Here is a 26583-nt window from a genome sequence, read left to right on the forward strand (position 1 = left end):
GGAGGCGCCGCAGGCGCGTTCGGGGGTGGTCATTAGACGTCTGCGTCGGAAATGCGCATGAGGGCGTTGCGATCGAGTACCACCAGGCCGCCCGGTTCGATGCGGATCGCGTTCTCCCGCTCCATGGCCTTGAGTTCCTGGTTGACGCGCTGGCGCGAGGCACCGAGCAGTTGCGCCAACTCTTCTTGCGCCAGTTGCAGGCCGATGCGCATCTGGCTGCCGTCGGCCAGGTTGGGCACACCGTAGCTGCGAACCAGGTGAATCAGTTGCTTGGCCAGGCGGGCACGCAAGGGCAAGGTGTTGAGGTCTTCCACCAGTCCGAACAGCGTGCGGATGCGGCGCGCCTGCAGGCGCATCAAGGCTTCGTAGAGCTCCACGTGCGTCGCGAGGATCTTCTGGAAATCGGCACGCGCCACGTTCAGCGTGGTCGTGTCGCCGCGTGCATAGGCATCGTGCGTGCGCCGGTCCCCGTCGAACATCGCCACATCGCCGAACCAGATGCCCGGTTCCACGTACGTGAGCGTGACCTGCTTGCCCGACACCGCTGTCGAACTCACGCGTACCGCGCCCTTGGCGCAGGCGATCCACTGTTCGGCTGGATCGCCACGTGCGGCCAGCAGGTCGCCGTCCTTGTAGCGTTTGACGAAAGCACATCGGAGGATGTCGTGACGAAGCGATGGTGAGAGGGATGAGAACCAGCGACCGGAGTTGATCGCTTCTCGTTCTTCGATGGTAAGAATGGGGTCGTCCATTGTTCTGTCCTGTCGGCGACTGAAAAGGGGTCGGATTGTCGCTGTCGCGACCCGCAGCTATTCGTAGCGCGGCTTCGTCTTGCCCAGGAAGGCGGCAATGCCGATGCCGGCATTTGCGTGGTGAAGGTTGCGCACGAAGTGGTCGCGCTCCTGTGCGAGATGGTTCACCAGCGTGGCACCTCTGGCCTCGTTGAGGAGATCCTTGATGCTGGCCAGCGCATTGGGCGCGCGTGCGCCGAGGGCCTCGCCCAGCGCCATCGCGCCTTGCAGGGCTTGGCCGGGTTCCGTCAACTTGTTGACCAGCCCCAACTCGTGCAGTCGCGTCGCCGCAATGCGCTCGCCGTTCATGAGCCATTCGCTCGCGATCTGCCGCGGCAGTGCCTGCGCGAGCTGCCAGCTCAGGCCGCCATCGGGCGACAGCGCGACGTTGCTGTACGACGCGGCGAACACCGCATCGCGCGCAGAGATCACGAAGTCGCAGGCCAGCGCGAGCGAGAAGCCCGCACCTGCGGCCGCGCCCTCGACGGCGGCGATCACCGGCTTGGGGAAGGCGCGGATCGAGTCGATCCAGTTGTGCAAACCATCAATGCTCTCGGCCTGCACCGAAGGATCGCGCTCGCGGTTTCCGGCCAGGCGCTGCAGCGAACCGCCGGCACAGAACCAGGCGCCTTCGCCGACGATCACGACGTTGCGCACGTCGGGGCTGTTGTCCGCGCCGTTCAGTGCCTCCACGCCGGCGGCATACATCTCCGGCCCGAGCGCATTGCGCATCGACGGATTGCTGATCGTCAGCACCATGGTCCGGCCCTCGGTGCGGCTCTTGAGTTCTGCGGTCATGTGTCTCCCTATTCCTCTTCGTGAAGCATGCTCAATCCCAGCGCGCCGCGGCGGCGCAGCCACGGGCTGGGGCGATAGCGCGGATCGCCATAGACGGTCTGCAGGTTGAACAGTACTTCGAGGATGTTGGTCGGGCCATAGAGGTTGCCCATTGCCAGCGGCCCTTGCGGATAGCCGAGGCCGCGTGTCACGGCGGTTTCGAGGTCGGCCGGCGTGCACACGCGCTGCTGGCACATGTCGGCCGCGATGTTCACGATGGCCGCGATCACGCGCTGCGTGACGAAGCCGCCGCTGTCGCGGATCACGCTCACCGGCTTGCCGTCGCGGGCGAACAGCGCATGGGCTGCGTCGCGCATGTCGATGCGCGTGGCCGGGTTGGTGGCCAGTACGCGGCGCTTGGTGGCCGCGTCGTCGATCAGCATGTCGATACCGACGGTGCGCGTGGCGTCGAGGCGTTCCACGGCCGCCACCGTCGTCACGTCGAAGCCGAGCGGCGCCACCAGGATCAACGCGGCGGAGGAGGGCGTCGCGCCCGATTCGATCTGCCCGCCGAGCTCGTGCACCAGCTTGATCAATTCGGCGCGGCGCGAGGCACGCGGGGAGATCCAGAACGAGGGCAGCGTGGCGATGACGGGCGCCGGCAGTTCGGCAGCGACCTGCATGGCGCCTTCGGTGTAGCGGTAGAAGCCCTCCGAGGTCTTGCGGCCGAGCACGCCGGCCGCCACGCGCTGCGCTGCGATCGCGCTCGGGCGATAACGAGGCTCCTCGTAGTACTGCCGGTAGATCGATTCCATCACCGGATGCGACACGTCCAGCCCGGTCAGGTCGAGCAACTCGAACGGGCCGAGCCTGAAGCCGGCCTGGTCGCGGAGGATGCGGTCGATGGTCGTGAAATCGGCTACGCCCTCGCTGACGATGCGCAAGGCCTCGGTGCCATAGGCGCGGCCCGCGTGGTTCACGATGAAGCCCGGCGTGTCCTGCGCCTGCACCGCCTTGTGGCCCATCTGCCCGGCGAAGACGCCCAGGCGCGAACACACATCCGCAGACGTCCTGAATCCGGCCACGACCTCGACCACCTTCATCAGCGGAACCGGATTGAAGAAATGAAAACCGGCGAAGCGCTCGGGATTGCGCAATGCTTTGCCAATTGCTGTTACAGATAGCGACGAGGTGTTGGTCGCCAACACCGCTGACGGCGCGACGATTTCCTCCAATTCGCGAAACAACTGGCGTTTCACATCGAGGTCTTCGATGATCGCCTCAATCACCAGATCACAATGCGCCAGTTCCCGGATCGTTGCGGCGGCGTGCACCCTTGCAACGAGCGCATCGCGCGCTGTCGCTTCGAGCCGGCCCTTGTCATGCAGTTTCCCCCATTGCTCTGTGAGTGTGACCAAGGCACGTTCTGCGGCGCCGGGCATGTTGTCCACGAGCCATACCTCGCTGCCGGCTTGGGCGGCCATTTGCGCGATTCCCCGGCCCATGGCGCCAGCACCGACAATGGCGACATTGGAATAATTCACGGTCATTTGATAAAAGTCTCCTGATGAAAGAATTTGGTGTATCACTGTGTCAAACTGTGTTTACTTTAGATTGCAAAGTGCCCGTCCAATCTTGAAACATCGACGCACTGCCGCGACCCTGATCCTGTTGGGGCTTGCACTCCCATCGTTCGCCTTGACGATTGGCCGCCCGCAAGGTACGGCATGGATTGGCAAGCCACTCGATCTGGTGATTCCTCTGACGCTGGGCGATAGCGAAGGGAATTCCTTGTGCATCGAGGGCGAGGTTGTGCAGGGTGATACACGCATTGACGACAAGCGGGTGACTTTATCGCTTGAACCCGGTGCATCGGCGGCCGCACCGCGATTGCACGTGCGCACGACCGTTGCGATCGAAGAGCCAGTGGTCAACGTCACAGTTCGTGCCGGTTGCGATGCGCGCTCCAATCGCACCTTCGTGCTGCTGGCCGATGTGCCGGTCGAGTCGGCAAGCCTGCCCTCCGCCTCGCGATTCGGGGCGGCGCCATTGCCATCCACCGGTTCTTCGATGGATCCGGGCACTGCAGATCGCGGTGGGCGCGGGGGACGCGGCGCGGGTGGCGGCGAATTCGGATCCAGCGCGGGATCTCCACCGCCGGTGCGCCGTCCCGCGGCAAGGCCGACTCCTCGCACTGCCGATGCCGGTGCTGCGCCTTCGGCGCCCCCCGCACCGCCCCGTCGCGTGATCGCGGCGCAGGCGCCGGTGGTCCGCCCCGCGCCTGCGCCGAAGCCCGCACCGCCGCCCGTCGCCGCGGCACCTGCAGCGCCTGTGGTGCCGCCGCCGGTTCCCGCCGCGGCCCCTGAGTCCCCTCCTGCGGGACCTCGACTGAAACTCGAGGCACTGGACCCCGCGCTGACCCGTGATGGTGGCCTGAAGACGTCCTCCGAGTTGAAAGCGCCTGCCACCGAGGATCTGGCCAAACGCGCCGAGGCGGCAGCCCAATGGCGCGCGCTCGCGGCGCCACCGGAAGACGCACAGCGTGAATCCCAGCGCATTCAATCCCTTGAAGCGACGCTGGCCGCACTGCGGGAACTAACCGCGCAGAACCAGCGCGCCTTGCTCGAAATGCGCAGCGAACTGGCAGATGCGCGCGACAGCCGCTATCGCAATCCGCTGGTCTACGCACTGGGTGTGCTGCTGGCCTTGGCATTGCTCGCGATCGGGTTGCTGTGGCGCATGACGCGTCGCAACACGGCGCCGGCATGGTGGGGCGAAGGTTTCGAGCCGCGTCCGGCAAGTAGCGGCCGGCCTGCGCTGCCAGCCGACAGCAAGTTCGCCGAGGAGGACGACGAGCGCGAACCCACGCAGCCTGCTCCTTTGCGCGGCCGGGAACTCGATCCGCGTCATGCCGCCTTGCTGGCGGCGACCAACGCCGACACGACATATGGTCCCACCGGAGTGCCGGTGGTGGCACCGATCGAGATTGCCGCAACGCGCCCGGTCAATACCGAGGAACTGTTCGATGTGCAGCAGCAATCGGACTTCTTCCTGTCGCTGGGCCAGCACGACCAGGCCATCGCTGTGCTGGTGGAACACATCGCGGCCAGCCCGGATACCAGCGCATTGGCTTATCTCGACCTGTTCAAGATCTATCACTCGCTGGGGCGCCGCGACGAGTACGCGAAACTGGCGACAGACTTCGAGCGCGCGTTCAACGCCGAGGTCCCCGAGTTCGATGAATTTTCCCTTGGCGGTCGGGGCCTGGAGCACTACCGCAGTGCGCTCGCCCGCATTGAATCGCAGTGGCCGACAGCCGGAACACTCGCGCTCATCGAGGAACTGGTTTTTCGCAAGCCGGGCGTGCATGAGGACGAGGCCTTCGATCTCGCCGCATACCAGGAACTGCTCTTGCTTTACGCGATTGCCAAGGAAGTCGTCGACCCCGACACGGCACCGGCCCCCATTACGCCGATCCCGTTCGTCGACACCCTGAGCCATGAGACGCAGCCAACGGCGCGCGCCACGCTGATGACAGAGCCGGCCGCCGTGATGGTGATGCCTGCTGCATCGATCCCCGCGCCCGCACTGGCACCGACAAAGTCGCCGTCGATGCCCAACGCACCCATCGAGCCGTTCCCTTCGCTCTACGGCGCGATCGATGCGGGTTTGCATGCCCAGACCGACATCAGTGCGCTGGAGCCGTCGGCGCAGCCGCCCGTCAACCTGGATCTTGCGCAGTTCGACAAGACTGCGTTCGAAACCATCGCCGCGCCCATCGAGGCTCCCGCGCCCACGGCGACCGCCGCGATCGATCCGCACATCATCGACTTCGAGTTGTTCGATCCGGAGACGGAAGCGGAGATCGCCCCGAGGCGCATCATCAAGCGTTGAGTCGGCGCGTAGCGCTGCAGCACTGCGTGGTTGCGCGGCTACGCGCGACTCATTGGGGCCTGGGCAGGCGCTCGACCATGATGCTGAGCGCCATCGCAGCGAGCATGGTGCCAAAGCCGACCCAATGCATCCAGCTTGCAGCATCGTGCGCCAGCAGCCACCCCCCGGTGGCGGCGCCGATGGCTTGCCCGATGAACATGCCGGAGCTGTTCAGCGCCACGGACCCAGGCGCCATCGCTGGCGCCAGTCCGACCAGGCGTGCCTGCTGGGCCGAGTTGGCCGCGAAGCAGCCGAGACCCCAGGGCAACAGCACCAACGCGAAGATCAGGAAATTGATGCCCAGCGGCCATAGCAGCAGGCTCGTCGCCATGAGCATCGTGGTCACCAGGGACGCACGGCCGGCGCCAATGCGGTCGATGTACCGGCTGACCAGCAGGTTTCCGACCAGCCCGCAGGCGCCAAACCAGGCCCACATGAAGCTTTGCGCCGTCGCGTCAGCCCCGAGCTGCAGCTTGAGCAGCGGCGCAAAGTAGGCAAAGAGCACGAACTGGCCGGTGCTCTGCAGTGCGGTGACCATCAGCACGCCCATCAAGGCAGGACTGCGGAAGACCCGCACCCAAGCCGCCCGCGTGAGTGCTGCAGGGCGGATGCCGCCTGGCATGGTCCACCAGATCGAGGCGGCACTGAGAAGTGCGGCCACGGCAATGGCCACGAATGCAGTGCGCCAGCCGTAGTGGCCGCCGAGCCATGCTCCCAGTGGCAAACCCAGCACTGACGCCATCGACCAGCCCAGGAATACGAAGGTCACACCCCGGCCCCGCTGGTCGGCCGGAACCAGCAGGCTCACAGACGCCGCTGCCTGCGCGGTAAATATGGCGGGGGCCAGCATCGTCAGCATGCGTGTGAGCAGCAGGCCGAGGTAGCTCGGCATCAGGGATGCCGCCACATTGCAGACTGCGTACCAGACCATCGTCAGCGCCAGCAGCGCGCGCCGGTCCCACCCCGCCACCAGCGCTGCCAGCAGCGGGGCGCCAAAGCACACGACCAGCGCCCCTGCGGTCATCAACTGACCTGCCGCAGCAACGCTCACGCCAAACGAGGCACTGATCTCATTCAACGTGCCCGCGACCAGCATGACGCCGGTGCCGATGACGAAATTGCCCGCCAGCAACGCCCAAAGCGCGGCCGGGAGGGGAGGGCGAGTCAACGCCGGACCTGTAGAGCGCCAGGATTGACGATGTTGGTCGGACTGCCCTTGATGAAACTGGCGACGTTGTCGAAAGCCTGCCCGAAGTAGAGCTCGTAGCTCTCTTGCTCCACGTAGCCGATGTGTGGCGTGCAGATGCAGTTCTCCAGCCGCAGGAGTGCGTGCCCTTGCAGTGGCGGCTCGCTTTCGAACACGTCGATCGCGGCCAAGCCCGGCCGCCCGCGATTGAGTGCGGCAAGCAGCGCATCGGGTTCGACGAGTTCGGCGCGTGAAGTGTTCACGAACAACGCGGTCGGTTGCATCCGCGACAAATTCGCGAGTGTCACGATGCCGCGTGTCTCTTCCATCAGCCGCAAGTGAACCGACAGCACATCCGACATTTCGAACAGCGCCTCGCGGCTCGGCGCGATCTGCAGTCCGTCGGACCGCGCCCTGGCGCAACTCGCCTCGCGGCCCCAGATGACGACCTGCATGCCGAAGGCCTGCCCGTAGCGTGCAACCAGTTGCCCGATGCGGCCGTAACCCCAGATGCCGAGCGTCTTGCCCTTGAGTACGGACCCCAGGCCGAAGTTTGGCGGCATCGAGGCCGACTTGAGGCCGGACTGCTGCCATGCGCCGTGCTTGAGGTTGCTGATGTACTGTGGAAGCCGACGCATCGCGGACATGATCAATGCCCAGGTCAGCTCCGCTGGTGCCAACGGTGAACCACTGCCCTCAGCCACCGCGATGCCCAGCTCGCTGCATGCGTTCACGTCGATGTGGCTTCCCACCCGGCCGGTTTGCGAAATGAGCTTGAGCTTGGGCAGTTTCTCGACCAACTGCCGCGAGACCTGCGTTCGCTCGCGAATCAGCACGATCACATCGGCGTCTCTCAGTCGCACCGACAACTGCCCGATCCCCTTGACAGTGTTGGTATAGACCTTGGCGGCATAGGCGTCGAGCTTGCTGGCGCAGCGCAATTTGCGCACCGCATCCTGGTAGTCGTCGAGGATCACGATATTCATGGCACGTTATTGTGCCTTGCACCCTCCGAGCGCGTGCGCCGCGTGCCGTACGCCTTCAATGCATCAGTCGCCTGGCGTCATCCGCAGCTTCCAGGGCGGCGAGTCGATCGAGTTCGGCGCAGACGTCGGCCATGCGGCCCGAGATGACGACGCGGCCCGCGCCGTTGGGCGTGTGCTGTGCGTCCAGCACGCGCACTACGCGCAAGGGCCTCGTGGCAGCCGCCGGCTTGTTGGCGGAGGCGCGGACCGTGCATCCGGGGCGGACCGCCACGTAGCGCAGTCCGTCCGCGCGGCGCGCGGGCATCCACCGGGTGGCCAGCGATTGCAGGGGCGTGAAGATTTCGGCCAAGGTCAGAAAAGCGATTCCCATGTGAACTCCAGATTGGTCAGAGGTTGAACACAGGCAGGATTTCTTAAGGTCGACTGCAACAGGGTGATGGCCTCTTCGCCATACGCCCGCCACTTGTTGCATGCGAAATGGGGCTACATCAGCATCGTGTTGCGGATCAGGCCGACGGCCAGGCCTTCGATCTCGAAGGGCTCGCCGGGCTGCACGATGATGGTGGGGTAGTCGGGGTTTTCGGCGTGCAGTTCGATGACCTGCTTGTTCCGCCGCAACCGCTTGACGGTGACTTCGTCGCCGATCCGGGCGACGACGATCTGACCGTTGCGTGCTTCCTTGGTGGATTGCACGGCGAGGAGGTCGCCATCCATGATGCCGGCGTCGCGCATCGACATGCCGCGGACCTTGAGCAGGTAGTCGGGCTGGCGCTGGAACAGCGTGTTCTCGACGTAGTAGGTCTGGTCGATGTGTTCCTGCGCAAGGATGGGGGAGCCCGCTGCAACACGGCCGACCAGCGGCAGCGCGAGTTGCGCCATGCCGGGCAGGCCCAGCGAGTACTGGCTGGAGCGGGTTTCGTTGATGGCGCGGAGCACCTCGCCCTTCAGGCGGATGCCGCGCGAGGTGCCGCTGACCAGTTCGATGACGCCTTTGCGCGCCAGTGCCTGCAGATGCTCCTCGGCTGCGTTGGCGGACTTGAAGCCCAGCTCAGCCGCGATCTCAGCACGTGTCGGCGGCGCTCCAGTGCGTGCAATAGCGCTCTGGATCAAGTCCAGGATCTGCTGTTGCCGGGCGGTAAGCTTGACGGCGAAGTTCGACAGGTTGAGCATGCGCTTGACTCCTTGCGGCACTGGCTGAATATCCAGTAGCTGTATTTTTAACCAGTTTCTGAAAGTTGGCAAGCATGGTGGCGAGTGCAGCAGCGAAGGAGTCGAGGCGTGTGGTGGTGCTCGGCACGGGAGGCACCATTGCCGGTCGTGCGGCGCAGCCTGGCGACAACATCGGGTATACGGCCGCAGAAGTTGGCGTTGCAGAACTGCTCGGCGGCATCGAGGTGGCAGGCGTCACGCTGCACGCGGAGCAGGTGGCGCAGGTCGACAGCAAGGACATGGACTTAGCGATCTGGCAGCGCCTTGCCGCGCGCTGTACGCATTGGCTGGCGCAACCCGATGTGACTGGCGTCGTGATCACGCACGGCACTGACACGCTGGAGGAGACCGCCTTCTTCCTGCATTCGGTGCTGCGCTTGCACAAGCCTGTGGTGCTGACCTGTGCGATGCGCCCGGCGACGTCACTGTCGCCTGATGGACCGCAAAACGTGCGTGATGCGGTGGTGGTTGCTGCGACGGAGGGTGCAGCCGGTGTCGTGGCGGTTTGCGCAGGCGTGATTCACGGGGCCCTCGATGTACAGAAGGTGCACACCTATAGGCTCGATGCCTTCGCCTCCGGTGACGCAGGGCCGATCGGTTACGTCGAGGAGGGCATGGTGCGTTCCGTGCGGAACTGGCCTGCGATGAACACGCAATGGTCGGCGGCAGCCATCGACTCCGTTTCAACTGCGATCGATGCGCCCCGCGTGGAGGTCATCCTGAGCCATGCGGGCGCCAGCGGCGCAATCATTGATGCGTTGGTCGCGCAACGTGCGCTTGAAGGCGCTGGCGCGGTAGGGGGTGTGGTGCTGGCTACGACCGGCAACGGCACGCTGCACCATGCGCTCGAAGCGGCTGCGATGAGGGCGCAGGCGGCCGGCGTCGCGGTGCTGCGAGCCACCCGCTGTGCCAGTGGCCGCATCCTGCCAAAGCCCGGCGACGCCCTGCGCGATGCTGGCGGGCTGAGCCCGGTCAAGGCGCGCATTGCGCTGATGCTCGAGTTGCTGTCTCGTCAGGCGCCGCGCTGACACCGCGCAATGAGAGAGGGGCCAATGTGCGGGCCCCTCGTCACGTTCAGCTGCTCAATGCCGCGAAGGCACGCTGGGTGATGTCGTCGACGCTGCCGACGCCCGCGATGGCGCGGTACTTGGGCGCGGCTGCGGGCTCGGTCGCGGCCCAGTTGGCGTAATAGCTCACCAGCGGACGGGTTTGCTGGCTGTAGACCTCAAGGCGATGGCGCACGGTTTCTTCATTGTCATCGGGGCGCTGGATGAGCGGCTCGCCAGTCACGTCGTCGACGCCTTCGACCTTTGGCGGATTGAACTTGACGTGGTAAGTGCGGCCCGATGCCGAGTGCGAGCGGCGGCCGCTCATGCGTTCGATGATGTCGGAGAAAGGCACCTCGATTTCAAGCACGTAGTCGAGCTTGACACCAGCGGTTTTCATCGCTTCTGCCTGGGGAATGGTGCGTGGGAAGCCATCGAACAGGAAGCCATTGGCGCAATCCGGCTGCGCGATGCGTTCCTTGACGAGATTGATGATCAGGTCGTCGCCGACCAATCCACCGGATTCCATGACCGATTTGGCCTGAAGCCCGAGCGGCGTGCCCGCCTTGACCGCGGCGCGCAGCATGTCGCCCGTCGAGATTTGTGGTATGCCGTACTTCTTGCAAATGAAAGTCGCCTGCGTGCCTTTTCCTGCGCCGGGGGCGCCCAACAAAATCAGTCTCATGGTGTCCTCGAACGGGTTCTTGGGATATCGATTGACACCCCGCGCATGCCGCTTGGACAAGGTCAGGTGTCATGACTGCGTCGAGGATAGCATGGGCATTTGCCACACTTCTGCGGGAAAACCGGCGTCCGCTAAGAGTTTGCAGCGATTCGCGCTCGTACGCGCACCAAGTCCTCGGGCGTGTCGACGCCAGGACCGGGCGCATGGTCGCTTACATGCACCGCAATGCGATGGCCATGCCACATGGCACGCAGTTGTTCGAGCGCTTCGATGGATTCGATGGGGGCCGGAGGCAGGGCCGGAAACCGGCGCACGAATCCGGCTCGATAACCGTAGATGCCGATGTGCCGCAACGGTGCCGGCGATGGCAATTCGTCAAGGGGCTTGGCCGCGAAGCCGTCGCGCCACCACGGTATCGGCGCGCGGCTGAAATAGAGCGCGTGGCCGCGTGCATCGAGCACTGCCTTGACGACGTTCGGATTCAGGAAGTCCTCGGTTGAATCGATGGCATGCACGGCGGTGCTCATCGACGCGTCGGGTTCCTTGGAGAGGGTGATCGCCACGGCGTCGATCAGCGACGGGTCGATCAGGGGCTCGTCGCCCTGCACGTTGACCACGATATCGTCGTCGTCCAGGCCGAGCAGGGTACAGGCCTCTGCCAACCGGTCACTGCCACTCACATGATCCGTGCGGGTGAGGAGCACTTCGACGCCATGGGCGCGGCATGCATCCACGATCCGCGCGTCATCGGCGGCGACTACCACCCGCGCCGCGCCGGACAAATCCGCGCGCTGCGCCACCCGGACCACCATCGGAATCCCGCAGATGTCGGCCAGCGGCTTGTCCGGCAGGCGTGTCGACGCAAGCCGTGCGGGAATGAGAACGACAAAGGGAACACCTGCGCCAGTCGCATGCGCGTTGTCCTTGCGTCCTTCGGCGCGCGCAGTGGCGCCCGGAAGCGGGCTGGCGTTGCTCAAAGCCCCAACTCGTCGTCGGTAAGGGTTCGCGCCTCGTTCTCGAGCAGCACGGGAATGCCGTCGCGCACCGGATAGGCGAGGCGTGCGGAGCGGGAAGAAAGTTCCTGTTTCTCCGGATTCCAGGTCAGCGGCCCCTTGGTCACGGGGCAGACCAGCAATTCAAGCAGCTTGGTGTCCATCGAGCGATGATAGCTTTGCGTCGAGCGCGGCGAAGAACGCGGGCTCGGGTGTGAACACAAGCGGCACGGCCAATGCTTCGGGCGCCACGTGCCAAAGCTTGACTGCGTCCTTCTCGGTGCAGAGGAGGAAATGGCCTCCTGGTGGACGCCGCCAGTCCTCGAAGTCGAAGTGGTCTGGCAGCGGTATGCAGCGCTCGGGCTGGATGCCGCGTGCGCGCAGCATCGCGAAGAAGCCCTCGGGCTTGGCGATCGCGGCCAAGGCGACAACGGGTTTTCCGGCCAATTCCGCGAGGGAGACTCGGCTGCCGTCGCTGCGCAACGCGTGGTCGGCCAGCGTGCGTTGCGAGCGAAAGCCCTCGGCGAAGGCCGGTCGGGCGCCGGTGTGCAGCACCAGGTCGCAGCGCCGTGGCCAGTGTTCGCGCAAGGGTCCCGCTGGCAGCAGCCATCTGTTGCCGATGCCGCGATCGTCGAACACGCATAGCTCGATGTCCCGTGCGAGCGCGAGGTGCTGCAGGCCATCGTCGCTCACGATGAGCCGGGTCTGCGGATGCCGTTGCAGCAATGCGCGTGCGGCCTCGATGCGCCGTGCCGCGACGAAGACCGGCACGCCTGTGAGTTGGTGCGTCAGCGCGGCCTCATCACCCACGTCGCGTGGATCGGCGCCCGGCAGCACCTCCCGGCAATCTCTTGTCTTGCGGCCGTAGCCCCGAGAGATGACGCCAACCTCGAGCCCCTGCGCGCGCAGATGCCGGACCAGTGCGATCACCACCGGGGTCTTGCCCGAGCCTCCCGCGATCACGTTGCCGACGACCAGCACTGGAACGTCGACACGCTCAGTGCGCAGGACGCCGATCCGGAACAGCCAGCGCCGCAGCGCCGCCAACGCTCCGAAGATCAACGAGACGGGCCACAATAGCCACGCCAGCGGGCCGCGACCGAGCCATGCCCGCTGCAGGTCCAAAGCTCAGCGCCCGGCCTGCGTGGCCGACTGCAACGCAAAGGTGATCTGCATCAGGCCGGCGCGGCGAGCGCCTTCCATGACCGTGATCACGGATTGATGCGAGGCATTGGCGTCGGCACTGATGACCACCACCGAATCCTTGCCACCGCGCGAAGCGGAGGAGAGCGCGGCTGCCACGGCCTCGACGCTGCGGTCGGGCAGGATGGACTTGTTGATCGAGTAGCGTCCGTCGGCCGACACGGCGGCAATGATTTCCTTGGGGTAGTCACGTTGCGGCTCCGCGTCGGCCACGGGCAGGCGCAACTGCATCTCGGTGAACTTGCTGTAGGTGGTCGACAGCATCAGGAAGATCAGCACCACCAGCAGCACGTCGATGAACGGAATCAGGTTGATCTCCGGCTCATCGCGCGCGCCGTGGCGGAAGTGCATGCGGCCCCGCGTCATTGCAAGCTTGCTGCGGGCTGTCCTGCAGAGGCAGGGGCCGGCGAATTCAAAAGGTGACGGGGCATGGGGCTATTTTCTCAGCGCGTTCAAGTGCCGCGCGAATCGCTCGCCGGCGAGTTCGAGGTTCAGCAGGTATTCGTCGACGCGCGTGCGGAAGTATCGCCAGAAGATCAGCGTCGGGATCGCGATGATCAGGCCGAAGGCCGTGTTGTAGAGCGCAATCGAGATGCCATGCGCGAGTTGTGCCGGATTGCCGGTCCCTACGGCACCACTCGCCGGCGACTGGGAGCCGAAGATCTCGATCATCCCGATCACCGTTCCGAGCAGCCCCAGCAACGGTGCGGCGGAAGCGATGGTCGCCAGCGCCGGCAACCAACGCTCCAGCTTGTGCGCGACGGTGCGACCGGCCGCTTCCATGGCGGCGCGCAAGTCGTCTTCCGTGCAGCGCGGATTCGCGTTGAGCGCCCGGAACCCGGAGGCCAGTACCTGACCCAGCGCCGAATTCTGTTCCAGCTTGGTCACCACGTCCGGCCCGGGTATCGAGGAATGCGATACCGTGATGGCTTCGTCGAGCAACTTGGGCGGCAGGACACGCACAGTCTTCAGGTTGAAGAAGCGCTCGATGACCAGCGCAAGCGCCAACACCGAGCAAGCGAGCAGTGGCCAGATGGGCCAGCCCGCGGCAACTATGATCGATAACAAATGATTCTCCGACCGGGTGGATTGCAAAATTCGGCGCGATTATCTCCGAGGGACCGGCATCCGAAGGGAGCGCCAACCCTGCAAGACCCGACGCACAGTTTCTGTGGACAACTTTGTGAGTAACTGCGCTGGAAAGGCGCCTGGAGCCGCATGAACAGGGGCTCCCATTAGATCGACTTAATTTTGAGCAGCAAATTCTTCAATCAAATCAATCACTTGCACGGGAGAGCCTGTATGCGTGACGGCATTGGCGGGCCGCCCGGGCGTGGTGCATGCGGCTGTGGAGCAATCGCCGGGCCAACTCTCTTCCCGTGGCTTGCGCGTGAGTGAATTCAATGAGAATTCGGCGTTCGTGCGCCGCGTCTGGCCCGTTGGGGCGCTCTGTCGCGCCGTGGCCGATGCGCTCGATGCGCGCTTCAACCCGGTCACCGTGCGTGGTGAGATTTCAGGCTTCTCCCGTGCCTCCAGTGGCCACTGCTATTTCTCGTTGAAAGACGAATCCGGGCAGTTGCGTTGCGCGATGTTCCGCCGCGCTGCAAGCCTGCTCGACTTCAATCCGCGCGACGGAGACCAGGTCGAAGTCCGCGGTCGGCTCGCGGTGTACGAGCCCCGGGGCGACCTGCAACTGGTGGTGGAAAGTCTGCGCCGCGCTGGCCAGGGCGCGCTGTTCGAGCAGTTCCTGCAGCGCAAGGCGCGGCTCGAGGCCGAGGGCCTGTTCGATCCCGCCCGCAAGCGTCCGCTGCCGGTGATGCCCAGGCGCATCGGCCTGGTGACATCGCTGGGCGCTGCCGCGCTGCATGACGTCGTGACGGCGCTCCGCCGGCGCGCGCCGCATGTCGAAGTGGTGCTGGCGCCCGCGGCAGTGCAGGGCGCGCAGGCGCCGGCCGAACTGGTCGCGGCGCTGCGAGCACTCTATGCGCTGGCAGAAGTACCGGATGTGATCCTGCTGGTTCGCGGTGGCGGCTCTATCGAAGACCTCTGGGCCTTCAATGACGAGACCCTGGCGCGCACGATTGCGGCGAGCCCGATGCCGTTGGTGAGCGGCGTCGGTCATGAAACCGACTTCACCATCGCCGATTTCTGCGCAGATGTGCGCGCTCCCACGCCCACGGCGGCGGCCGAACTGGCAGCCGCCCCGCGGACGCTGTGGCTGGACGCGCTCGGCCTCGTGGGTGAACGCTTGGACGACGCACTTGGCAGACGGCTTGACGTGCTCGGCCAGCGGCTCGATCTGGCCGCAGGCCGGCTTGGGCGTCCGTCCGGCCTGGTCGGCCGCCAGCGCCTGGGCTTGGCCCATCAGGCCCAGCGGCTGCACCACGCGGTCGTCTCGAAAACCGAGCGCTTGGCGCAAGCACAGCGTGCGCTGCAAGCCGATCTGCCGTTGAAGCTCGCGCGCTCGCTGGCGCAGCGACAGGATCGCCTTGGGCGGCTCGCCGAGCGACTGCATCTGCTCGACCCGGCGCTGGTCCTTCAGCGGGGCTATGCGTGGCTGGCCGACCCGCAGGGGCGCGCGATCACGAGCGCGGCGCAACTTGCTCCCGGCGATGCCGTGAGGGCGCGCCTGGCGGACGGTACCGTGGCGATGACGGTCGATGGGGTCTGAGGGGAAGCGTTTGTGTCCGACATGGGGCGCGGCAATCCTTTCTAGAATGCACGACTCCCACAACCCAACCACGAGTCTAGAAACATGGAACACGTACTTCCTCCGCTGCCGTATGCACTGGATGCGCTGGCCCCCGAGTATTCGAAGGAAACCCTCGAGTACCACTACGGCAAGCATCACAACGCCTACGTGGTGAACCTGAACAATCTTCAGAAGGGCACCGAGTTCGAGTCCATGACGCTCGAAGAAATCATCAAGAAGTCCAGCGGCGGCATCTACAACAATTCCGCCCAGATCTGGAACCACACCTTCTTCTGGAACTGCATGAAGCCGCAAGGCGGTGGCGCGCCCACCGGCGCCCTGGCCAAGGCCATCGACACGAAATGGGGCAGCTTTGATGCGTTCAAGGAAGCCTTCACCAAGTCGGCCGTCGGCAACTTCGGATCGGGCTGGACCTGGCTGGTGAAAAAGCCGGACGGCACGGTCGACATCGTCAACACGGGCGCCGCCGGCACCCCGCTGACGACCGCTGACACCGCGCTGCTGACCATCGACGTCTGGGAGCACGCCTACTACATCGACTACCGCAACCTGCGCCCGAAATTCGTCGAAACCTTCCTGGCCAAGCTGGCCAACTGGGACTTCGCCGCAAAGAACTTCGGCTGATCCGCCGTTTCGAGATCAGGTAAGGCCGACCCGGCGAGGTCGGCCTTTTTCATGTGCGTCCAGCATGGGCGCACTCTTGCGGGTGCAAGTCCCAATACCGACGGTGGTGGACCGGCTGATCCAGCAGACGCTGCTGCAGGTGCTGCGACCCCTGATCGACCCCGAGCTTCTCCGGTGCGGACCTGCATGCCGGGAGGTGTGGGAGGGTTCCGATCAGCGCTGATTGGCCCCTATCCGGATGGGACGCCGGTTTTCAGCGGCGCGCCTCGAACGGCGCGCCGCCCAACTTGACACCCTTCTTGATGTTCTTCTTGGCGAACCAGCCTTGGTTCATTTCCAGGACATAGCGCACCGGCGCTTCGGAGCAATGCGTGTTGGTGGTCTGGGGTTGCATGTCGACAAGGTTCACGATGCGCCCGTCGTCGGCCACGAATGCGGCCGTGAGCGGCAAGATCGTGTTCTTCATCCAGAAGCACTGGGTGGTCGGCTCCTCGAAAACGAACAGCATGCCTTCCTGCTGCGGCATTTCCTTGCGAAACATCAAGCCGATCTCGCGTTCGCGCGGCTGCTGCGCAACCTGGGCGTCGATTTGGTACATCCCGGCGGTGAGGCGCACGCGCTGCAAATCCATCTGCGGTTCTTGCGCCAGGACGGGCGACATGGCCGTCAATGACAGGGCGAGGAGTGCGAAAAGTCGCTGGAACATGGACAGGTCTTGAAAGTAGAAGGTGGAGAGGTTGCCAATGAGTCGATCGAGCCTGAGGCTTTCATTCGGGCTTGCGAAGCTTACATCCAGCCGCGCACGATCGACCGCGACGATGCGGGCCGCCACTCCCACGGGCGACGCCCACAAAAAAGCGCCCCGCGGGGCGCTCCTGATGACACGCGGTGCGATTTACTTTGCGCCCGGCATGTCAGGCGTGCCGCCTTGGGTCGAACGGCGCTTCTTGCTGCCGTCCTTGTTGCGGCGACGGGTGTCGCGCGTTTCGGCGCGTGCTTCGCCGGCGGTAGCAGCCTTGTCGGTGCCGATGGCGCCGCCTTCGGGCGTCTTGGCGATGTCGCCGGCGGGTCCCTTCACTTGGCCTTGCGCCTTCGAGGACTTCTTGGCCTCGGCGCGCTGTTGCGCCTTGCTGTTGGTGGCGTTGCCTTGCTCGGCCGAAGTGCCAGCCGGGTTTTGGGCGTACGCACCAACTGCGAACAGGCCGGCGATCATGACTGCGAGAATCTTGCTCATTACTGAATTCCTCATGGATGGTTGAAAACGCCTCCCGGCCAGCAGAAGGTCTGCCAACAACGAAGGCGCCTGATCTGCGGTTGACAGATGCCGAGCCTTTGCCGGTTGCGCTTAAAATTCTACGGCTATTCAGCCGGCTGGGAACAAACTGTCTCCTAGTCACCACTCCCCGAAATTTCTCCTCGGAGCTCCCGATCACATGCCAAGCTACCAGCACATCAAAGTCCCGACCGAAGGCCAGAAGATCACGGTCAACGCCGACAATTCTCTGAATGTGCCTGACCAGCCGATCATCCCCTTTATCGAGGGCGACGGCACCGGCCTGGACATCACGCCGGTGATGATCAAGGTGGTCGACGCGGCCGTGGCCAAGGCCTACGGCGGCAAGAAGAAGATCCAGTGGATGGAAGTCTATGCCGGCGAAAAGTCGACCAAGGTCTACGGGCCGGACGTCTGGCTCCCCGAGGAAACCCTGCATGCCGTTCGCGACTACGTGGTTTCGATCAAGGGCCCGCTGACCACGCCCGTGGGCGGTGGCATTCGCTCGCTGAACGTCGCGTTGCGCCAGGAACTGGATCTTTATGTGTGCCTGCGCCCGGTTCAGTATTTCCAGGGTGTGCCCAGCCCGGTGAAGGAGCCGCACAAGACCAATATGGTCATCTTCCGTGAGAACTCGGAAGACATTTACGCCGGCATCGAATTCGAGGCCGAAAGTGAAAAGGCCAAAAAACTCATCAAGATCCTGCAAGAGGAATTCGGCGTCAAGAAGATCCGTTTCCCCAATACCTCGGGTATTGGCGTCAAGCCGGTTTCGCGCGAAGGCACCGAACGGCTAGTCCGAAAGGCATATCAATATGCCATCGACAATGACAAGTCCAGCGTGACCCTGGTGCACAAGGGCAACATCATGAAGTTCACCGAGGGTGGCTTCCGTGATTGGGGCTACGCTTTGGCCGCCAAGGAATTTGGCGCGGAACTCATTGACGGCGGTCCGTGGATGAAGTTCAAGAGCCCGAAGAATGGCAAGGAAATCACCGTCAAGGACAGCATCGCCGATGCGTTCCTGCAGCAGATCCTGTTGCGTCCGGCCGAGTACTCGGTGGTCGCCACGCTGAACCTGAATGGCGACTACATCTCCGACGCCCTGGCGGCCCAGGTCGGCGGCATCGGTATCGCTCCCGGGGCAAACCTCAGCGACACCGTGGCCATGTTCGAGGCCACTCACGGCACGGCGCCCAAGTACGCCGGCAAGGACTACGTGAACCCGGGTTCCGAGATCCTTTCGGCTGAAATGATGCTGCGCCACATGGGTTGGAAGGAAGCGGCGGACCTGATCATCAGCTCGATCGAGAAGTCGATTGCCAGCAAGAAGGTGACCTACGACTTCGCCCGACTGATGGATGGCGCCACGCAGGTGAGCTGTTCGGGATTCGGCCAGGTGATGATCGAAAACATGTAGTGGAAAGCTTGCCGGCCATCGCCGGCAGTTTCACCAGGAGCACCCCGGCGGCCCGCAAAGCACCGGGGTTTTTTTGTGACATTCGGGCGGCGCGTGCCGTCTTTCACGCCACCCGGCCCTTGTTTTGTCGGGAACGCGCCACCAATTCCTCTTGCGCCGGCATGGCGCTTGCTCGATCTATAGAATGATTTTCATGGCAACCAGAATCCCCTCGACTCCGAAAACGCCCCCGGTGCGCAAGCCGGCGCGCGACGACGGCGACGCGGTCGTCCTGGAGCGGCGCCCGCAGAAAACAGCACCACCGCAGATGTACCAGGTGGTCATGCTCAACGACGACTACACCCCGATGGAGTTCGTGATCGTCGTCATCCAGGAATTCTTCAACAAGGACCGCGAGACCGCGACCCAGATCATGCTCAAGATCCACCTCGATGGCCGGGGTGTGTGCGGCGTGTTCTCACGGGACCTGGCGGCCACGAAGGTCAATCAGGTGATGGAAGCGGCGGCCCAGGCGGGCCACCCTTTGCAGTGCGTCAGCGAACCCGTTGAATAAATTGCAATCCAACCCATATCGAACATATTTACAGCAAGGCAAAAAGGAAATCACATGATTGCCCAAGAACTGGAAGTCAGCCTGCACATGGCCTTCGTCGAGGCCAGGCAGCAGCGCCACGAGTTCATCACCGTGGAGCACCTGTTGCTCGCCCTGCTGGACAACCCAAGCGCTGCCGAGGTGCTGCGGGCCTGCTCTGCGAATGTCGACGACCTGCGGGCTTCGTTGACGAACTTCATCAAGGACAACACGCCGCAAGTCGCGGGCACGGATGACGTGGACACCCAGCCGACGCTGGGCTTCCAGCGCGTCATCCAGCGCGCCATCATGCATGTGCAGTCCACCGGCAACGGCAAGAAGGAAGTCACCGGCGCCAACGTGCTGGTTGCGATCTTCGGCGAGAAGGACTCGCACGCCGTGTACTACCTGCACCAACAAGGGGTGACGCGCCTCGATGTGGTGAACTTCATCGCCCACGGCATCAAGAAGAGCGATCCGCCGGAAGCCGCCAAGGGCAGCAGCGAATCGTCCTCGAACGAGAGCGAAGAGGGCGGTGGCGAGAAGAACGAAAAGTCGTCGCCGCTCGAGCAGTTCACCCAGAACCTGAACCAGGCAGCCAAGGACGGCAAGATCGATCCGTTGATCGGGCGCGACTACGAAGTCGAGCGCGTGATCCAGATCCTGTGCCGCCGACGCAAGAACAACCCGCTGCTGGTGGGCGAGGCTGGCGTGGGCAAGACGGCGATCGCCGAGGGCCTGGCTTGGCGCATCACGCAGGGCGAAGTGCCGGAAATCCTGGCCGAGTCGAACGTGTTCTCGCTGGACATGGGCGCGCTGCTGGCTGGCACCAAGTACCGCGGTGACTTCGAGCAGCGCCTGAAGGGTGTGCTCAAGTCGCTGAAGGACAAGCCGAACGCGATTCTCTTCATCGACGAAATCCACACGCTGATCGGCGCCGGTGCGGCCTCGGGCGGCACGCTGGACGCATCGAACCTGCTGAAGCCGGCGCTTTCGAGCGGCGCGCTGAAGTGCATCGGCGCGACGACGTTCACCGAATACCGCGGCATCTTCGAGAAGGACGCGGCGCTGTCGCGGCGTTTCCAGAAGGTCGACGTGGGCGAGCCGACGGTGCAGGAAACTGTTGAAATTCTCAAGGGTTTGAAGTCGCGCTTCGAAGAGCACCATGGCGTGAAGTACGCGGTGGCGGCCCTGCAAGCTGCGGCCGAGCTCAGCGCCAAGTACATCAACGACCGTCACCTGCCCGACAAGGCCATCGACGTGATCGACGAGGCCGGTGCGGCCCAGCGCATCCTCGCGCCGAACAAGCGCAAGAAGACCATCAGCAAGACCGAGGTCGAGGACATCGTCGCGAAGATCGCGCGCATTCCCCCGGCCAACGTCAGCAACGACGACCGCGGCAAGCTGCAGACCATCGAACGCGATCTCAAGAGCGTGGTGTTCGGTCAGGACAAGGCGCTGGAAGTGCTGGCCTCCGCAGTGAAGATGGCGCGTTCGGGCCTGGGCCGTGCGGACAAGCCGATCGGCTCGTTCCTGTTCAGCGGCCCCACGGGCGTCGGCAAGACCGAAGCGGCGAAGCAACTGGCCTACATCATGGGCATCGAGCTGATCCGCTTCGACATGTCGGAGTACATGGAGCGCCATGCGGTGAGCCGGCTGATCGGTGCGCCTCCGGGCTACGTCGGTTTCGACCAGGGTGGCCTGCTGACCGAGGCGATCACGAAGAAGCCGCACGCGGTGCTGCTGCTCGACGAAATCGAGAAGGCGCATCCGGACATCTTCAACGTGCTGCTGCAGGTGATGGACCATGGCACCTTGACCGACAACAACGGACGCAAGGCCGACTTCCGCAACGTGATCATCGTGATGACCACCAATGCGGGCGCCGAGATCATGAACAAGGCGACCATCGGCTTCACGAACCCGCGGCAGCAGGGCGATGAAATGGGCGACATCAAGCGCCTGTTCACGCCGGAGTTCCGCAATCGCCTGGACGCGATGGTGAGCTTCAAGGCGTTGGACGAGCAGATCATCCTGCGTGTGGTCGACAAGTTCCTGCTGCAACTGGAAACGCAGCTGGCCGAGAAGAAGGTCGACGTCACCTTCACCGACGTGCTGCGCAAGCACCTGGCGAAGAAGGGCTTCGATCCGCTGATGGGCGCACGGCCGATGCAGCGATTGATCCAGGACACGATCCGTCGTGCGCTGGCCGACGAGTTGCTCTTCGGACGCCTGATCGACGGTGGCCGCCTGACGGTGGACCTCGACGACAAGGAAGAAGTCCAGCTCGACATCACGCCGTTGCCGAAGAAGGAAGGCAAGTCGAAGCCTGAAGCCGAGGAAACTGCGACGGGCTGATACGATTCTGGCGCTCAGACCCAAGGTCGGTAGCATTCGCTCCCGACCTTTTTCTTTGTCACCTGCGCCCCTCCAACGCCTTGAACTTCCCCGCACTCAGCCACGAATGGAAAACAGGCCTCTCGCTGGCCTGGAGTGGCTACATCGCGGTGCTGTCGGTGTGGATAGTGATGCAGAAGCGGGCGCCAGTGTCGACGCTGGGGTGGATCCTGTCACTGGCGTTCATTCCCTTCGGTGGCTTTCTCATCTACTACTTCCTCGGTCCACAGCGGCTGCGCAAGCAGCGGATCAAGCGATTGCGCAGCCGGGTCAGTTCCCACAGCACGGGCGACCTGGCGCGGCTCGGGCAGTCGTTGGAAGCCTCCCCGCCGGCGTTGCGGCAGATGGCGGCGCTGGGCACCGCGGCGTGCGGACTGCCGGTGTCGAGCGCCAGGTCCGTCGACCTGCTGTCGGGCGGCGCGCAGACCTTCGACGCGATCTTCGAAGCCATCGAAGCGGCGCGCCACCATGTGCACATCGAGTACTACATCTTCGAACCCGACAACATCGGCACCGCGTTGCGCGACCTGCTGATTCGCAAGGCGAAGGAAGGGGTCGCGGTGCGATTGCTGCTGGATGCGCTGGGCTCCAAGCGGATCGGGCGCAAGTTCATGGCGCCGATGCACGAGGCGGGCATTCAGGTCGCGCTGTTCCACGACACGCGCATCGGCCGGCGTCTGCGTCCGGTGACCAACTACCGCACCCACCGCAAGATCGTGGTGTGCGACGGCCGCGTGGGTTTTACCGGCGGCGTCAACATCACGGACTCGGAGGACAGGCGGACGCGCCCGGACGCCTACCACGACGTGCATGTGCGCATCAAGGGCACGGCGGTACGCTGGCTGCAGATCACATTCCTCGAGGACTGGACCTATGCCACTGGCGAGCACTTGCGGCAGCTTCATGAGAAGCTGGCCAACTTGATGCCGGAGGTCGAGGCCGGCGACATCCCGGTGCAGATCGTCACCAGCGGCCCGGACAACGCGCTGGAGGCCATCCATCGCGTGCACCTGTCGGCCATCAACTCGTCGACGCAGCGCGCCTGGCTCACCACGCCTTATTTCGTGCCGGGTGAGCCGGCGCTGATGGCGCTGACCAGCGCGGCATTGCGTGGCGTGGACGTGCGGGTGCTGGTGCCGCGTCGCAGCGATTCGTTGATCGTGAGTGCCGCCGCCCGGTCGTATTTCGACGAACTGCTGGCCGCGGGCGTGAAGGTCTGGGAATACAAGGAGCGCATGCTGCATTCGAAGACGCTGGTGGTGGATGACAACTGCGCCATGGTGGGCACCGCCAACTTCGACAATCGCAGCTTCCGCCTCAACTACGAAGTGATGGCGGTGGTCTACGGCCCGGCGCTGCTCAAACCCCTGGCGGCGCAATTCGAGATCGATCTGCACAGCTCGTCACCCGTGCGCAGCTTGCGGCGCCAAGCCTTCTGGAGGCGCCTTGGCGAGGCCACGGCGCGACTGTTTTCACCTCTTCTCTGACCATGCCCCACACTTTTCTCTGGCACGACTACGAAACCTTCGGGGCCAATGTGCGTCGCGACCGCCCGGCGCAGTTCGCGGGCATCCGCACCGATGCGGAACTCAACGAGATCGGCGAGCCGCTGATGCTGTATTGCAAGCCGGCGCCGGACTTCCTGCCGAGCCCGGAGTCCTGCCTGATCACCGGCCTCACACCGCAAACCTGCCTGGCGCGCGGCATTCCGGAGAACGAATTCGCGGCGCGCATCGAGCGGGTGTTCTCGGAGCCCGGCACCATCGGCGTGGGTTACAACACGATCCGCTTCGACGATGAGATCACGCGTTTCATGTTCTGGCGCAACCTGATCGATCCGTATGCGCGCGAGTGGCAGAACGACTGCGGTCGCTGGGACTTGCTCGACGTGGTGCGCCTGACCTACGCCTTGCGCCCGGATGGCATCCAGTGGCCGTTGAAGGCGGACGGCAAGCCGAGCTTCAAGCTGGAAGACCTGGCGCGCGCGAACGGGCTGGTGCATGAGGCGGCGCACGATGCGCTGTCCGACGTGCGCGCCACCATCGCGCTGGCGCGGTTGATTCGCTCGAAACAGCCGCGGCTTTTCGACTTCGCGCTGCGCCTGCACAGGAAGGACCAGGTCGCCGCGGAGCTCGGCTTCCCGGCCACGCGCGAGACCGCGCGGCCGTTCCTGCATGTGTCGGGCATGTTCCCGGTCGAGCGCGGTTGCCTGGCCGTGATGTGGCCGCTGGCGAGCCATCCGACCAACAAGAACGAACTGCTCGCCTGGGACCTGGCCCATGACCCGAGCGAGCTGCCGATGATCGACGTGGCCACCCTGCGCCAGCGCCTGTTTTCGCGCACCGCCGACCTGCCCGAGGGCATGACCCGGCTGCCGGTGAAATCGATCCACTTGAACAAATCGCCGATGGTGGTCGGGAACCGCAAGACGCTGGTGCCAGAGATGGCCCGGCGCTGGCAGATCGACATGGACCAGGCCATGCGGCATGCGGGGATCGCCGCTGCGCTGCCGGACATGAGCGCGATCTGGCCCGAGGTCTTCAAGCGGCCGGCCGAGGGCAAGCCCGATGTGGATGAGGATCTGTACGGCGGCTTCGTCGGCAATGCCGACCGGCGCCGACTGAACCAGTTGCGCAGCCTGCCGGGCGTCGAACTCGCCCACGCACGGACCGGTTTCGATGATGCGCGGCTGGAGGAACTGCTGTTCCGCTACCGGGCTCGGAACTTCGTCGAGACGCTGAGTCCTGAAGAAGGCGAACGCTGGGAGGCGCATCGGGCGGCGAAGCTGATCGAAGGCGAGGGCGGGGCGCTCAATGTCGACCAGTTCTTTGCCGAGATCGACACGCTGGCCGCGACGGCGGACGAGCGGGCGGAGGCAATCCTGGGCGAGTTGTATGAATACGCGGAAGCCATTGCACCCGAACATTGAAGTCGCGGTGCCGACTGATTCAAATCCATCGGAGACAGAAAACGTGATCCTCGTGACTGGCGCCATCGTCGCAAGCGCCGCGACATTCGAAGAAGTCCTCAGGCTGAGCCAGGAGCATGTCGAGCGCTCGCGGGCCGAGCCGGGCTGCATCTCGCATGCGGTGTTTCGTGACACCGCGAATCCGTGGCGCCTGGTGTTCTTCGAGCAGTGGGCCGATGCCGCGGCGTTGAAGGCGCACTTCGTGGTGCCGGCTTCGCGCGCCTTTGCCAAGGCCGTCGGCGCGCTGGCGACCGAGTTGCCGACCATCCAGATCTACGACGCCGAGATCGTCGAGCCTGCCAGGCTGTGACCGCGCCTTTGGTCAGGCGGCTGGTGCCCTCCGACGCACCGGCCTATCGGGCGTTGATGCTCGACGGTTATGCGCGCCATCCGGATGCCTTCACGTCCAGCGTCGGCGAGCGCGCGGCCTTGCCGATCACGTGGTGGGAAGGGCGCCTGTCGGTCGAGCCTGTGGCCAGGGAGATCGTGTTCGGCGCGTTCGAAGGCGACACATTGGCCGGTGTGGCGGGCCTGTCGTTCGAGACGCGGGAGAAGGCGCGCCACAAGTGCGATTTCTTCGGCATGTACGTGGCGCCGGCGTTTCGGAAGCTTGGCCTGGGCGGCCAGATCGTCGATGCGGCGATCGATGCGGCGCGCCAGCGTGACGGTGTCCGGCTGGTCCAGCTCACGGTGACCGAGGGCAACGTTTCGGCGCAGGCACTCTACGAGCGCGTTGGCTTCGTGCCTTTCGGAGTGGAGCCGATGGCGGTGGCAGTGGACGGCGGCTTCGTGTCGAAGGTCCACATGTGGCTGCTGCTGTCGGCGTGATCGGCGCTGCAGCCGCGGCGTTCACTCCACGACGAAGGTGGTCTTCAGCGGCAATGCGGTACCGCTCAGCTTGTCCTTGAGGGAGACCTGAACCGTCCAGGTGCCGCTCGGGTCCGAGGGCTCGCTGGTGATGCCAAGTACGGGTTTGGAGAGGTACATGCTGTTGCGGGCGCCGCTGGGGGTGCCCTGGAAGCAGGCGATGCTGCGTTGGACGAGGCTTCTTCCGTCCGGGCCCGTGACATCCAGGTCGCAACTCACGTCCGCCCGGCCATCCGCACCGACCTCGGGGTTGCCGAAGAACACGAGGACGAACACCTGCTTGCCCTTGGGGACCTTCTTCGCCTGCGTGAACACGGGGCCGACGACCGAAGGCCGAGACCATTTTTCTTCCCAGTCCGCGTCCGGCGTCACGACGACCCAGCCTCCCAGGCCGTTGAGCGTGCGCCGGGATTCGGTCTGGGGGATGGGGTTGCCGTAGCGGTCCTTCCAGACGCCGTCCTGGGCCAGGGTGGCAGCCGGGATGGCCGCGAGGGCGACGGAGATCAGGATCGAGGCGAGCAATGGTTTCATCGTCGTTGCTGGAGGATCAATTCTGCGGGATGTCTTCATGCAGGCAGAGGATGTTGCCCTCGGTGTCGAGGAACCAGGCGGCCTTCTCGGAACCCAGCACGCAGACGTGTTCGACGGTCTTGAAGTCGGGGTAGTCGTAGTCCTCGAACACGACGCCGGCGCGCTTCAAGCCGGCGATGGCGCTAGCGATGTCCTGGACCTGGAAGCTCAATGTGGTGTGGTCGGCCTTGGTGCCGCCGTCCTTGGGGAACAAGGCCAGCGTGGTGCCGCCGCAGCGGTAGGTGAACTTGCCATCGGGCTTGAGTCCCTCGGGTTTGAGCCCGAGCTTGCCTTCGTAGAACTGCCGGGCGCGTTCCAGGTCCTTGACCGGCAACATCGTTGTCACGGGAGCATCATTCAGGAGCATGGCAT

General features: G+C 64.5%; 28 protein-coding genes. 11 read left to right on the plus strand and 17 right to left on the minus strand.

Annotation, left to right across the window (positions count from 1 at the left end; translation table 11 throughout):
- Positions 1 to 32: 32 nt before the first annotated feature.
- From WKW82_RS15730 to WKW82_RS15740, 3 genes are read right to left on the minus strand one after another with little or no spacing between them, the layout of a single operon-like run.
- Positions 33 to 752 (minus strand): Crp/Fnr family transcriptional regulator, encoded by a 720-nt coding sequence (locus tag WKW82_RS15730; protein ID WP_340343250.1) that lies wholly within the window; start codon positions 750 to 752, stop codon positions 33 to 35.
- 57 nt (positions 753 to 809) lie between these two features.
- Positions 810 to 1589 carry an oxepin-CoA hydrolase, alternative type gene (locus WKW82_RS15735; protein ID WP_340343252.1) on the minus strand — a complete coding sequence of 260 codons (780 nt, stop codon included), beginning with the start codon at positions 1587 to 1589 and terminating at the stop codon, positions 810 to 812.
- Positions 1590 to 1597: 8 nt separating this feature from the next.
- Positions 1598 to 3118 (minus strand): 3-hydroxyacyl-CoA dehydrogenase, encoded by a 1521-nt coding sequence (locus WKW82_RS15740; RefSeq protein ID WP_340343253.1) that lies wholly within the window; start codon positions 3116 to 3118, stop codon positions 1598 to 1600.
- A gap of 85 nt (positions 3119 to 3203) precedes the next feature.
- Here WKW82_RS15740 and WKW82_RS15745 point away from each other — a divergent pair, with 85 nt between their 5' ends.
- On the plus strand, positions 3204 to 5462 hold the full coding sequence (locus WKW82_RS15745) for a tetratricopeptide repeat protein (RefSeq protein WP_340343254.1): 2259 nt from the start codon (positions 3204 to 3206) through the stop codon (positions 5460 to 5462).
- A 49-nt stretch (positions 5463 to 5511) separates the two neighbouring features.
- Here WKW82_RS15745 and WKW82_RS15750 read toward each other — a convergent pair whose 3' ends face one another.
- The 4 genes from WKW82_RS15750 to lexA all read right to left on the minus strand — a co-directional run bounded on the left by WKW82_RS15750 (position 5512) and on the right by lexA (position 8843).
- Entirely contained in the window at positions 5512 to 6669 is a 1158-nt protein-coding gene (locus WKW82_RS15750) for an MFS transporter (protein ID WP_340343255.1), read from the minus strand.
- Entirely contained in the window at positions 6666 to 7673 is a 1008-nt protein-coding gene (locus WKW82_RS15755; RefSeq protein ID WP_340343256.1) for a D-2-hydroxyacid dehydrogenase family protein, read from the minus strand. The genes WKW82_RS15750 and WKW82_RS15755 overlap by 4 nt, the downstream gene beginning before the upstream one ends.
- A gap of 55 nt (positions 7674 to 7728) precedes the next feature.
- On the minus strand, positions 7729 to 8043 hold the full coding sequence (locus WKW82_RS15760) for a hypothetical protein (protein WP_340343257.1): 315 nt from the start codon (positions 8041 to 8043) through the stop codon (positions 7729 to 7731).
- A gap of 113 nt (positions 8044 to 8156) precedes the next feature.
- The gene (lexA, locus tag WKW82_RS15765) at positions 8157 to 8843 is read right to left on the minus strand and encodes a transcriptional repressor LexA (protein ID WP_340343258.1); all 687 of its coding nucleotides are present in this window, start codon (positions 8841 to 8843) and stop codon (positions 8157 to 8159) included.
- 74 nt (positions 8844 to 8917) lie between these two features.
- Between lexA and WKW82_RS15770 the strand changes: the two genes are divergently transcribed.
- A complete protein-coding gene (locus WKW82_RS15770) occupies positions 8918 to 9910 on the plus strand; it encodes an asparaginase (RefSeq protein ID WP_340343259.1) in 993 nt (330 codons plus the stop codon).
- Between the two features lie 46 nt (positions 9911 to 9956).
- On the opposite strand, the gene adk is transcribed toward WKW82_RS15770, so the two are convergent.
- The 6 genes from adk to WKW82_RS15800 form a co-directional block, all read right to left on the minus strand.
- Positions 9957 to 10613 (minus strand): adenylate kinase, encoded by a 657-nt coding sequence (gene adk / locus WKW82_RS15775; RefSeq protein ID WP_340343260.1) that lies wholly within the window; start codon positions 10611 to 10613, stop codon positions 9957 to 9959.
- Positions 10614 to 10744: 131 nt separating this feature from the next.
- On the minus strand, positions 10745 to 11491 hold the full coding sequence (kdsB, locus tag WKW82_RS15780; RefSeq protein WP_340343596.1) for a 3-deoxy-manno-octulosonate cytidylyltransferase: 747 nt from the start codon (positions 11489 to 11491) through the stop codon (positions 10745 to 10747).
- A 95-nt stretch (positions 11492 to 11586) separates the two neighbouring features.
- Positions 11587 to 11769 carry a Trm112 family protein gene (locus WKW82_RS15785; protein ID WP_213959820.1) on the minus strand — a complete coding sequence of 61 codons (183 nt, stop codon included), beginning with the start codon at positions 11767 to 11769 and terminating at the stop codon, positions 11587 to 11589.
- On the minus strand, positions 11750 to 12730 hold the full coding sequence (gene lpxK, locus WKW82_RS15790; RefSeq protein WP_340343261.1) for a tetraacyldisaccharide 4'-kinase: 981 nt from the start codon (positions 12728 to 12730) through the stop codon (positions 11750 to 11752). The genes WKW82_RS15785 and lpxK overlap by 20 nt, the downstream gene beginning before the upstream one ends.
- A gap of 3 nt (positions 12731 to 12733) precedes the next feature.
- Positions 12734 to 13159: an ExbD/TolR family protein gene (locus WKW82_RS15795; protein WP_340343262.1), complete on the minus strand. Its 426-nt coding sequence runs from the start codon at positions 13157 to 13159 to the stop codon at positions 12734 to 12736.
- Between the two features lie 84 nt (positions 13160 to 13243).
- A complete protein-coding gene (locus WKW82_RS15800; protein ID WP_340343263.1) occupies positions 13244 to 13876 on the minus strand; it encodes a MotA/TolQ/ExbB proton channel family protein in 633 nt (210 codons plus the stop codon).
- 322 nt (positions 13877 to 14198) lie between these two features.
- Between WKW82_RS15800 and xseA the strand changes: the two genes are divergently transcribed.
- Both xseA and WKW82_RS15810 read left to right on the plus strand, forming a co-directional pair.
- Positions 14199 to 15479 (plus strand): exodeoxyribonuclease VII large subunit, encoded by a 1281-nt coding sequence (xseA, locus tag WKW82_RS15805; protein WP_340343597.1) that lies wholly within the window; start codon positions 14199 to 14201, stop codon positions 15477 to 15479.
- A gap of 84 nt (positions 15480 to 15563) precedes the next feature.
- Positions 15564 to 16145: a superoxide dismutase gene (locus WKW82_RS15810; protein ID WP_340343264.1), complete on the plus strand. Its 582-nt coding sequence runs from the start codon at positions 15564 to 15566 to the stop codon at positions 16143 to 16145.
- 253 nt (positions 16146 to 16398) lie between these two features.
- Here the strand turns inward: WKW82_RS15810 and WKW82_RS15815 are convergent, their stop codons facing one another.
- Both WKW82_RS15815 and WKW82_RS15820 read right to left on the minus strand, forming a co-directional pair.
- A complete protein-coding gene (locus WKW82_RS15815; protein WP_340343265.1) occupies positions 16399 to 16851 on the minus strand; it encodes a DUF192 domain-containing protein in 453 nt (150 codons plus the stop codon).
- A 189-nt stretch (positions 16852 to 17040) separates the two neighbouring features.
- Positions 17041 to 17379, minus strand: coding sequence for a cell envelope biogenesis protein TolA (locus WKW82_RS15820; protein WP_340343266.1), 339 nt, complete (start codon positions 17377 to 17379; stop codon positions 17041 to 17043).
- A 199-nt stretch (positions 17380 to 17578) separates the two neighbouring features.
- On the opposite strand from WKW82_RS15820, the gene icd reads away from it, so the two are divergent.
- The 7 genes from icd to WKW82_RS15855 all read left to right on the plus strand — a co-directional run bounded on the left by icd (position 17579) and on the right by WKW82_RS15855 (position 25602).
- Positions 17579 to 18838, plus strand: coding sequence for an NADP-dependent isocitrate dehydrogenase (gene icd / locus WKW82_RS15825; RefSeq protein ID WP_340343267.1), 1260 nt, complete (start codon positions 17579 to 17581; stop codon positions 18836 to 18838).
- 193 nt (positions 18839 to 19031) lie between these two features.
- Entirely contained in the window at positions 19032 to 19391 is a 360-nt protein-coding gene (clpS, locus tag WKW82_RS15830) for an ATP-dependent Clp protease adapter ClpS (RefSeq protein ID WP_213959357.1), read from the plus strand.
- A 54-nt stretch (positions 19392 to 19445) separates the two neighbouring features.
- The gene (clpA, locus tag WKW82_RS15835) at positions 19446 to 21767 is read left to right on the plus strand and encodes an ATP-dependent Clp protease ATP-binding subunit ClpA (RefSeq protein WP_340343268.1); all 2322 of its coding nucleotides are present in this window, start codon (positions 19446 to 19448) and stop codon (positions 21765 to 21767) included.
- An 80-nt stretch (positions 21768 to 21847) separates the two neighbouring features.
- Positions 21848 to 23293 (plus strand): cardiolipin synthase, encoded by a 1446-nt coding sequence (gene cls, locus WKW82_RS15840; protein WP_340343269.1) that lies wholly within the window; start codon positions 21848 to 21850, stop codon positions 23291 to 23293.
- A 2-nt stretch (positions 23294 to 23295) separates the two neighbouring features.
- Positions 23296 to 24735, plus strand: coding sequence for an exodeoxyribonuclease I (gene sbcB, locus WKW82_RS15845; RefSeq protein ID WP_340343270.1), 1440 nt, complete (start codon positions 23296 to 23298; stop codon positions 24733 to 24735).
- Between the two features lie 43 nt (positions 24736 to 24778).
- A complete protein-coding gene (locus WKW82_RS15850) occupies positions 24779 to 25084 on the plus strand; it encodes a putative quinol monooxygenase (protein WP_340343271.1) in 306 nt (101 codons plus the stop codon).
- The gene (locus tag WKW82_RS15855) at positions 25081 to 25602 is read left to right on the plus strand and encodes a GNAT family N-acetyltransferase (protein ID WP_340343272.1); all 522 of its coding nucleotides are present in this window, start codon (positions 25081 to 25083) and stop codon (positions 25600 to 25602) included. The genes WKW82_RS15850 and WKW82_RS15855 overlap by 4 nt, the downstream gene beginning before the upstream one ends.
- Before the next feature lie 21 nt (positions 25603 to 25623).
- Here the strand turns inward: WKW82_RS15855 and WKW82_RS15860 are convergent, their stop codons facing one another.
- Both WKW82_RS15860 and WKW82_RS15865 read right to left on the minus strand, forming a co-directional pair.
- Positions 25624 to 26172, minus strand: coding sequence for a hypothetical protein (locus tag WKW82_RS15860; protein WP_340343273.1), 549 nt, complete (start codon positions 26170 to 26172; stop codon positions 25624 to 25626).
- A 16-nt stretch (positions 26173 to 26188) separates the two neighbouring features.
- The gene (locus tag WKW82_RS15865) at positions 26189 to 26578 is read right to left on the minus strand and encodes a VOC family protein (protein WP_340343274.1); all 390 of its coding nucleotides are present in this window, start codon (positions 26576 to 26578) and stop codon (positions 26189 to 26191) included.
- Positions 26579 to 26583 lie beyond the last annotated feature (5 nt).

The sequence above is a fragment of the Variovorax rhizosphaerae genome, assembly GCF_037889975.1.
GTDB lineage: Bacteria > Pseudomonadota > Gammaproteobacteria > Burkholderiales > Burkholderiaceae_C > Variovorax > Variovorax rhizosphaerae.

What these genes read in the sequence shown, in the direction of transcription:
- WKW82_RS15865 (WP_340343274.1), bottom strand. Translation starts at nt 26,578, where the DNA reads ATGCTCCTGAATGATGCTCCCGTGACAACGATGTTGCCGGTCAAGGAC.
- WKW82_RS15740 (WP_340343253.1), bottom strand. Translation starts at nt 3,118, where the DNA reads ATGACCGTGAATTATTCCAATGTCGCCATTGTCGGTGCTGGCGCCATG.
- WKW82_RS15730 (WP_340343250.1), bottom strand. Translation starts at nt 752, where the DNA reads ATGGACGACCCCATTCTTACCATCGAAGAACGAGAAGCGATCAACTCC.
- WKW82_RS15770 (WP_340343259.1), top strand. Translation starts at nt 8,918, where the DNA reads ATGGTGGCGAGTGCAGCAGCGAAGGAGTCGAGGCGTGTGGTGGTGCTC.
- sbcB (WP_340343270.1), top strand. Translation starts at nt 23,296, where the DNA reads ATGCCCCACACTTTTCTCTGGCACGACTACGAAACCTTCGGGGCCAAT.
- WKW82_RS15820 (WP_340343266.1), bottom strand. Translation starts at nt 17,379, where the DNA reads ATGAGCAAGATTCTCGCAGTCATGATCGCCGGCCTGTTCGCAGTTGGT.
- adk (WP_340343260.1), bottom strand. Translation starts at nt 10,613, where the DNA reads ATGAGACTGATTTTGTTGGGCGCCCCCGGCGCAGGAAAAGGCACGCAG.
- WKW82_RS15785 (WP_213959820.1), bottom strand. Translation starts at nt 11,769, where the DNA reads ATGGACACCAAGCTGCTTGAATTGCTGGTCTGCCCCGTGACCAAGGGG.
- clpA (WP_340343268.1), top strand. Translation starts at nt 19,446, where the DNA reads ATGATTGCCCAAGAACTGGAAGTCAGCCTGCACATGGCCTTCGTCGAG.
- WKW82_RS15815 (WP_340343265.1), bottom strand. Translation starts at nt 16,851, where the DNA reads ATGTTCCAGCGACTTTTCGCACTCCTCGCCCTGTCATTGACGGCCATG.
- clpS (WP_213959357.1), top strand. Translation starts at nt 19,032, where the DNA reads ATGGCAACCAGAATCCCCTCGACTCCGAAAACGCCCCCGGTGCGCAAG.
- WKW82_RS15810 (WP_340343264.1), top strand. Translation starts at nt 15,564, where the DNA reads ATGGAACACGTACTTCCTCCGCTGCCGTATGCACTGGATGCGCTGGCC.
- WKW82_RS15860 (WP_340343273.1), bottom strand. Translation starts at nt 26,172, where the DNA reads ATGAAACCATTGCTCGCCTCGATCCTGATCTCCGTCGCCCTCGCGGCC.
- icd (WP_340343267.1), top strand. Translation starts at nt 17,579, where the DNA reads ATGCCAAGCTACCAGCACATCAAAGTCCCGACCGAAGGCCAGAAGATC.
- lexA (WP_340343258.1), bottom strand. Translation starts at nt 8,843, where the DNA reads ATGCTCAACCTGTCGAACTTCGCCGTCAAGCTTACCGCCCGGCAACAG.
- WKW82_RS15735 (WP_340343252.1), bottom strand. Translation starts at nt 1,589, where the DNA reads ATGACCGCAGAACTCAAGAGCCGCACCGAGGGCCGGACCATGGTGCTG.
- WKW82_RS15760 (WP_340343257.1), bottom strand. Translation starts at nt 8,043, where the DNA reads ATGGGAATCGCTTTTCTGACCTTGGCCGAAATCTTCACGCCCCTGCAA.
- WKW82_RS15755 (WP_340343256.1), bottom strand. Translation starts at nt 7,673, where the DNA reads ATGAATATCGTGATCCTCGACGACTACCAGGATGCGGTGCGCAAATTG.
- WKW82_RS15795 (WP_340343262.1), bottom strand. Translation starts at nt 13,159, where the DNA reads ATGCACTTCCGCCACGGCGCGCGCGATGAGCCGGAGATCAACCTGATT.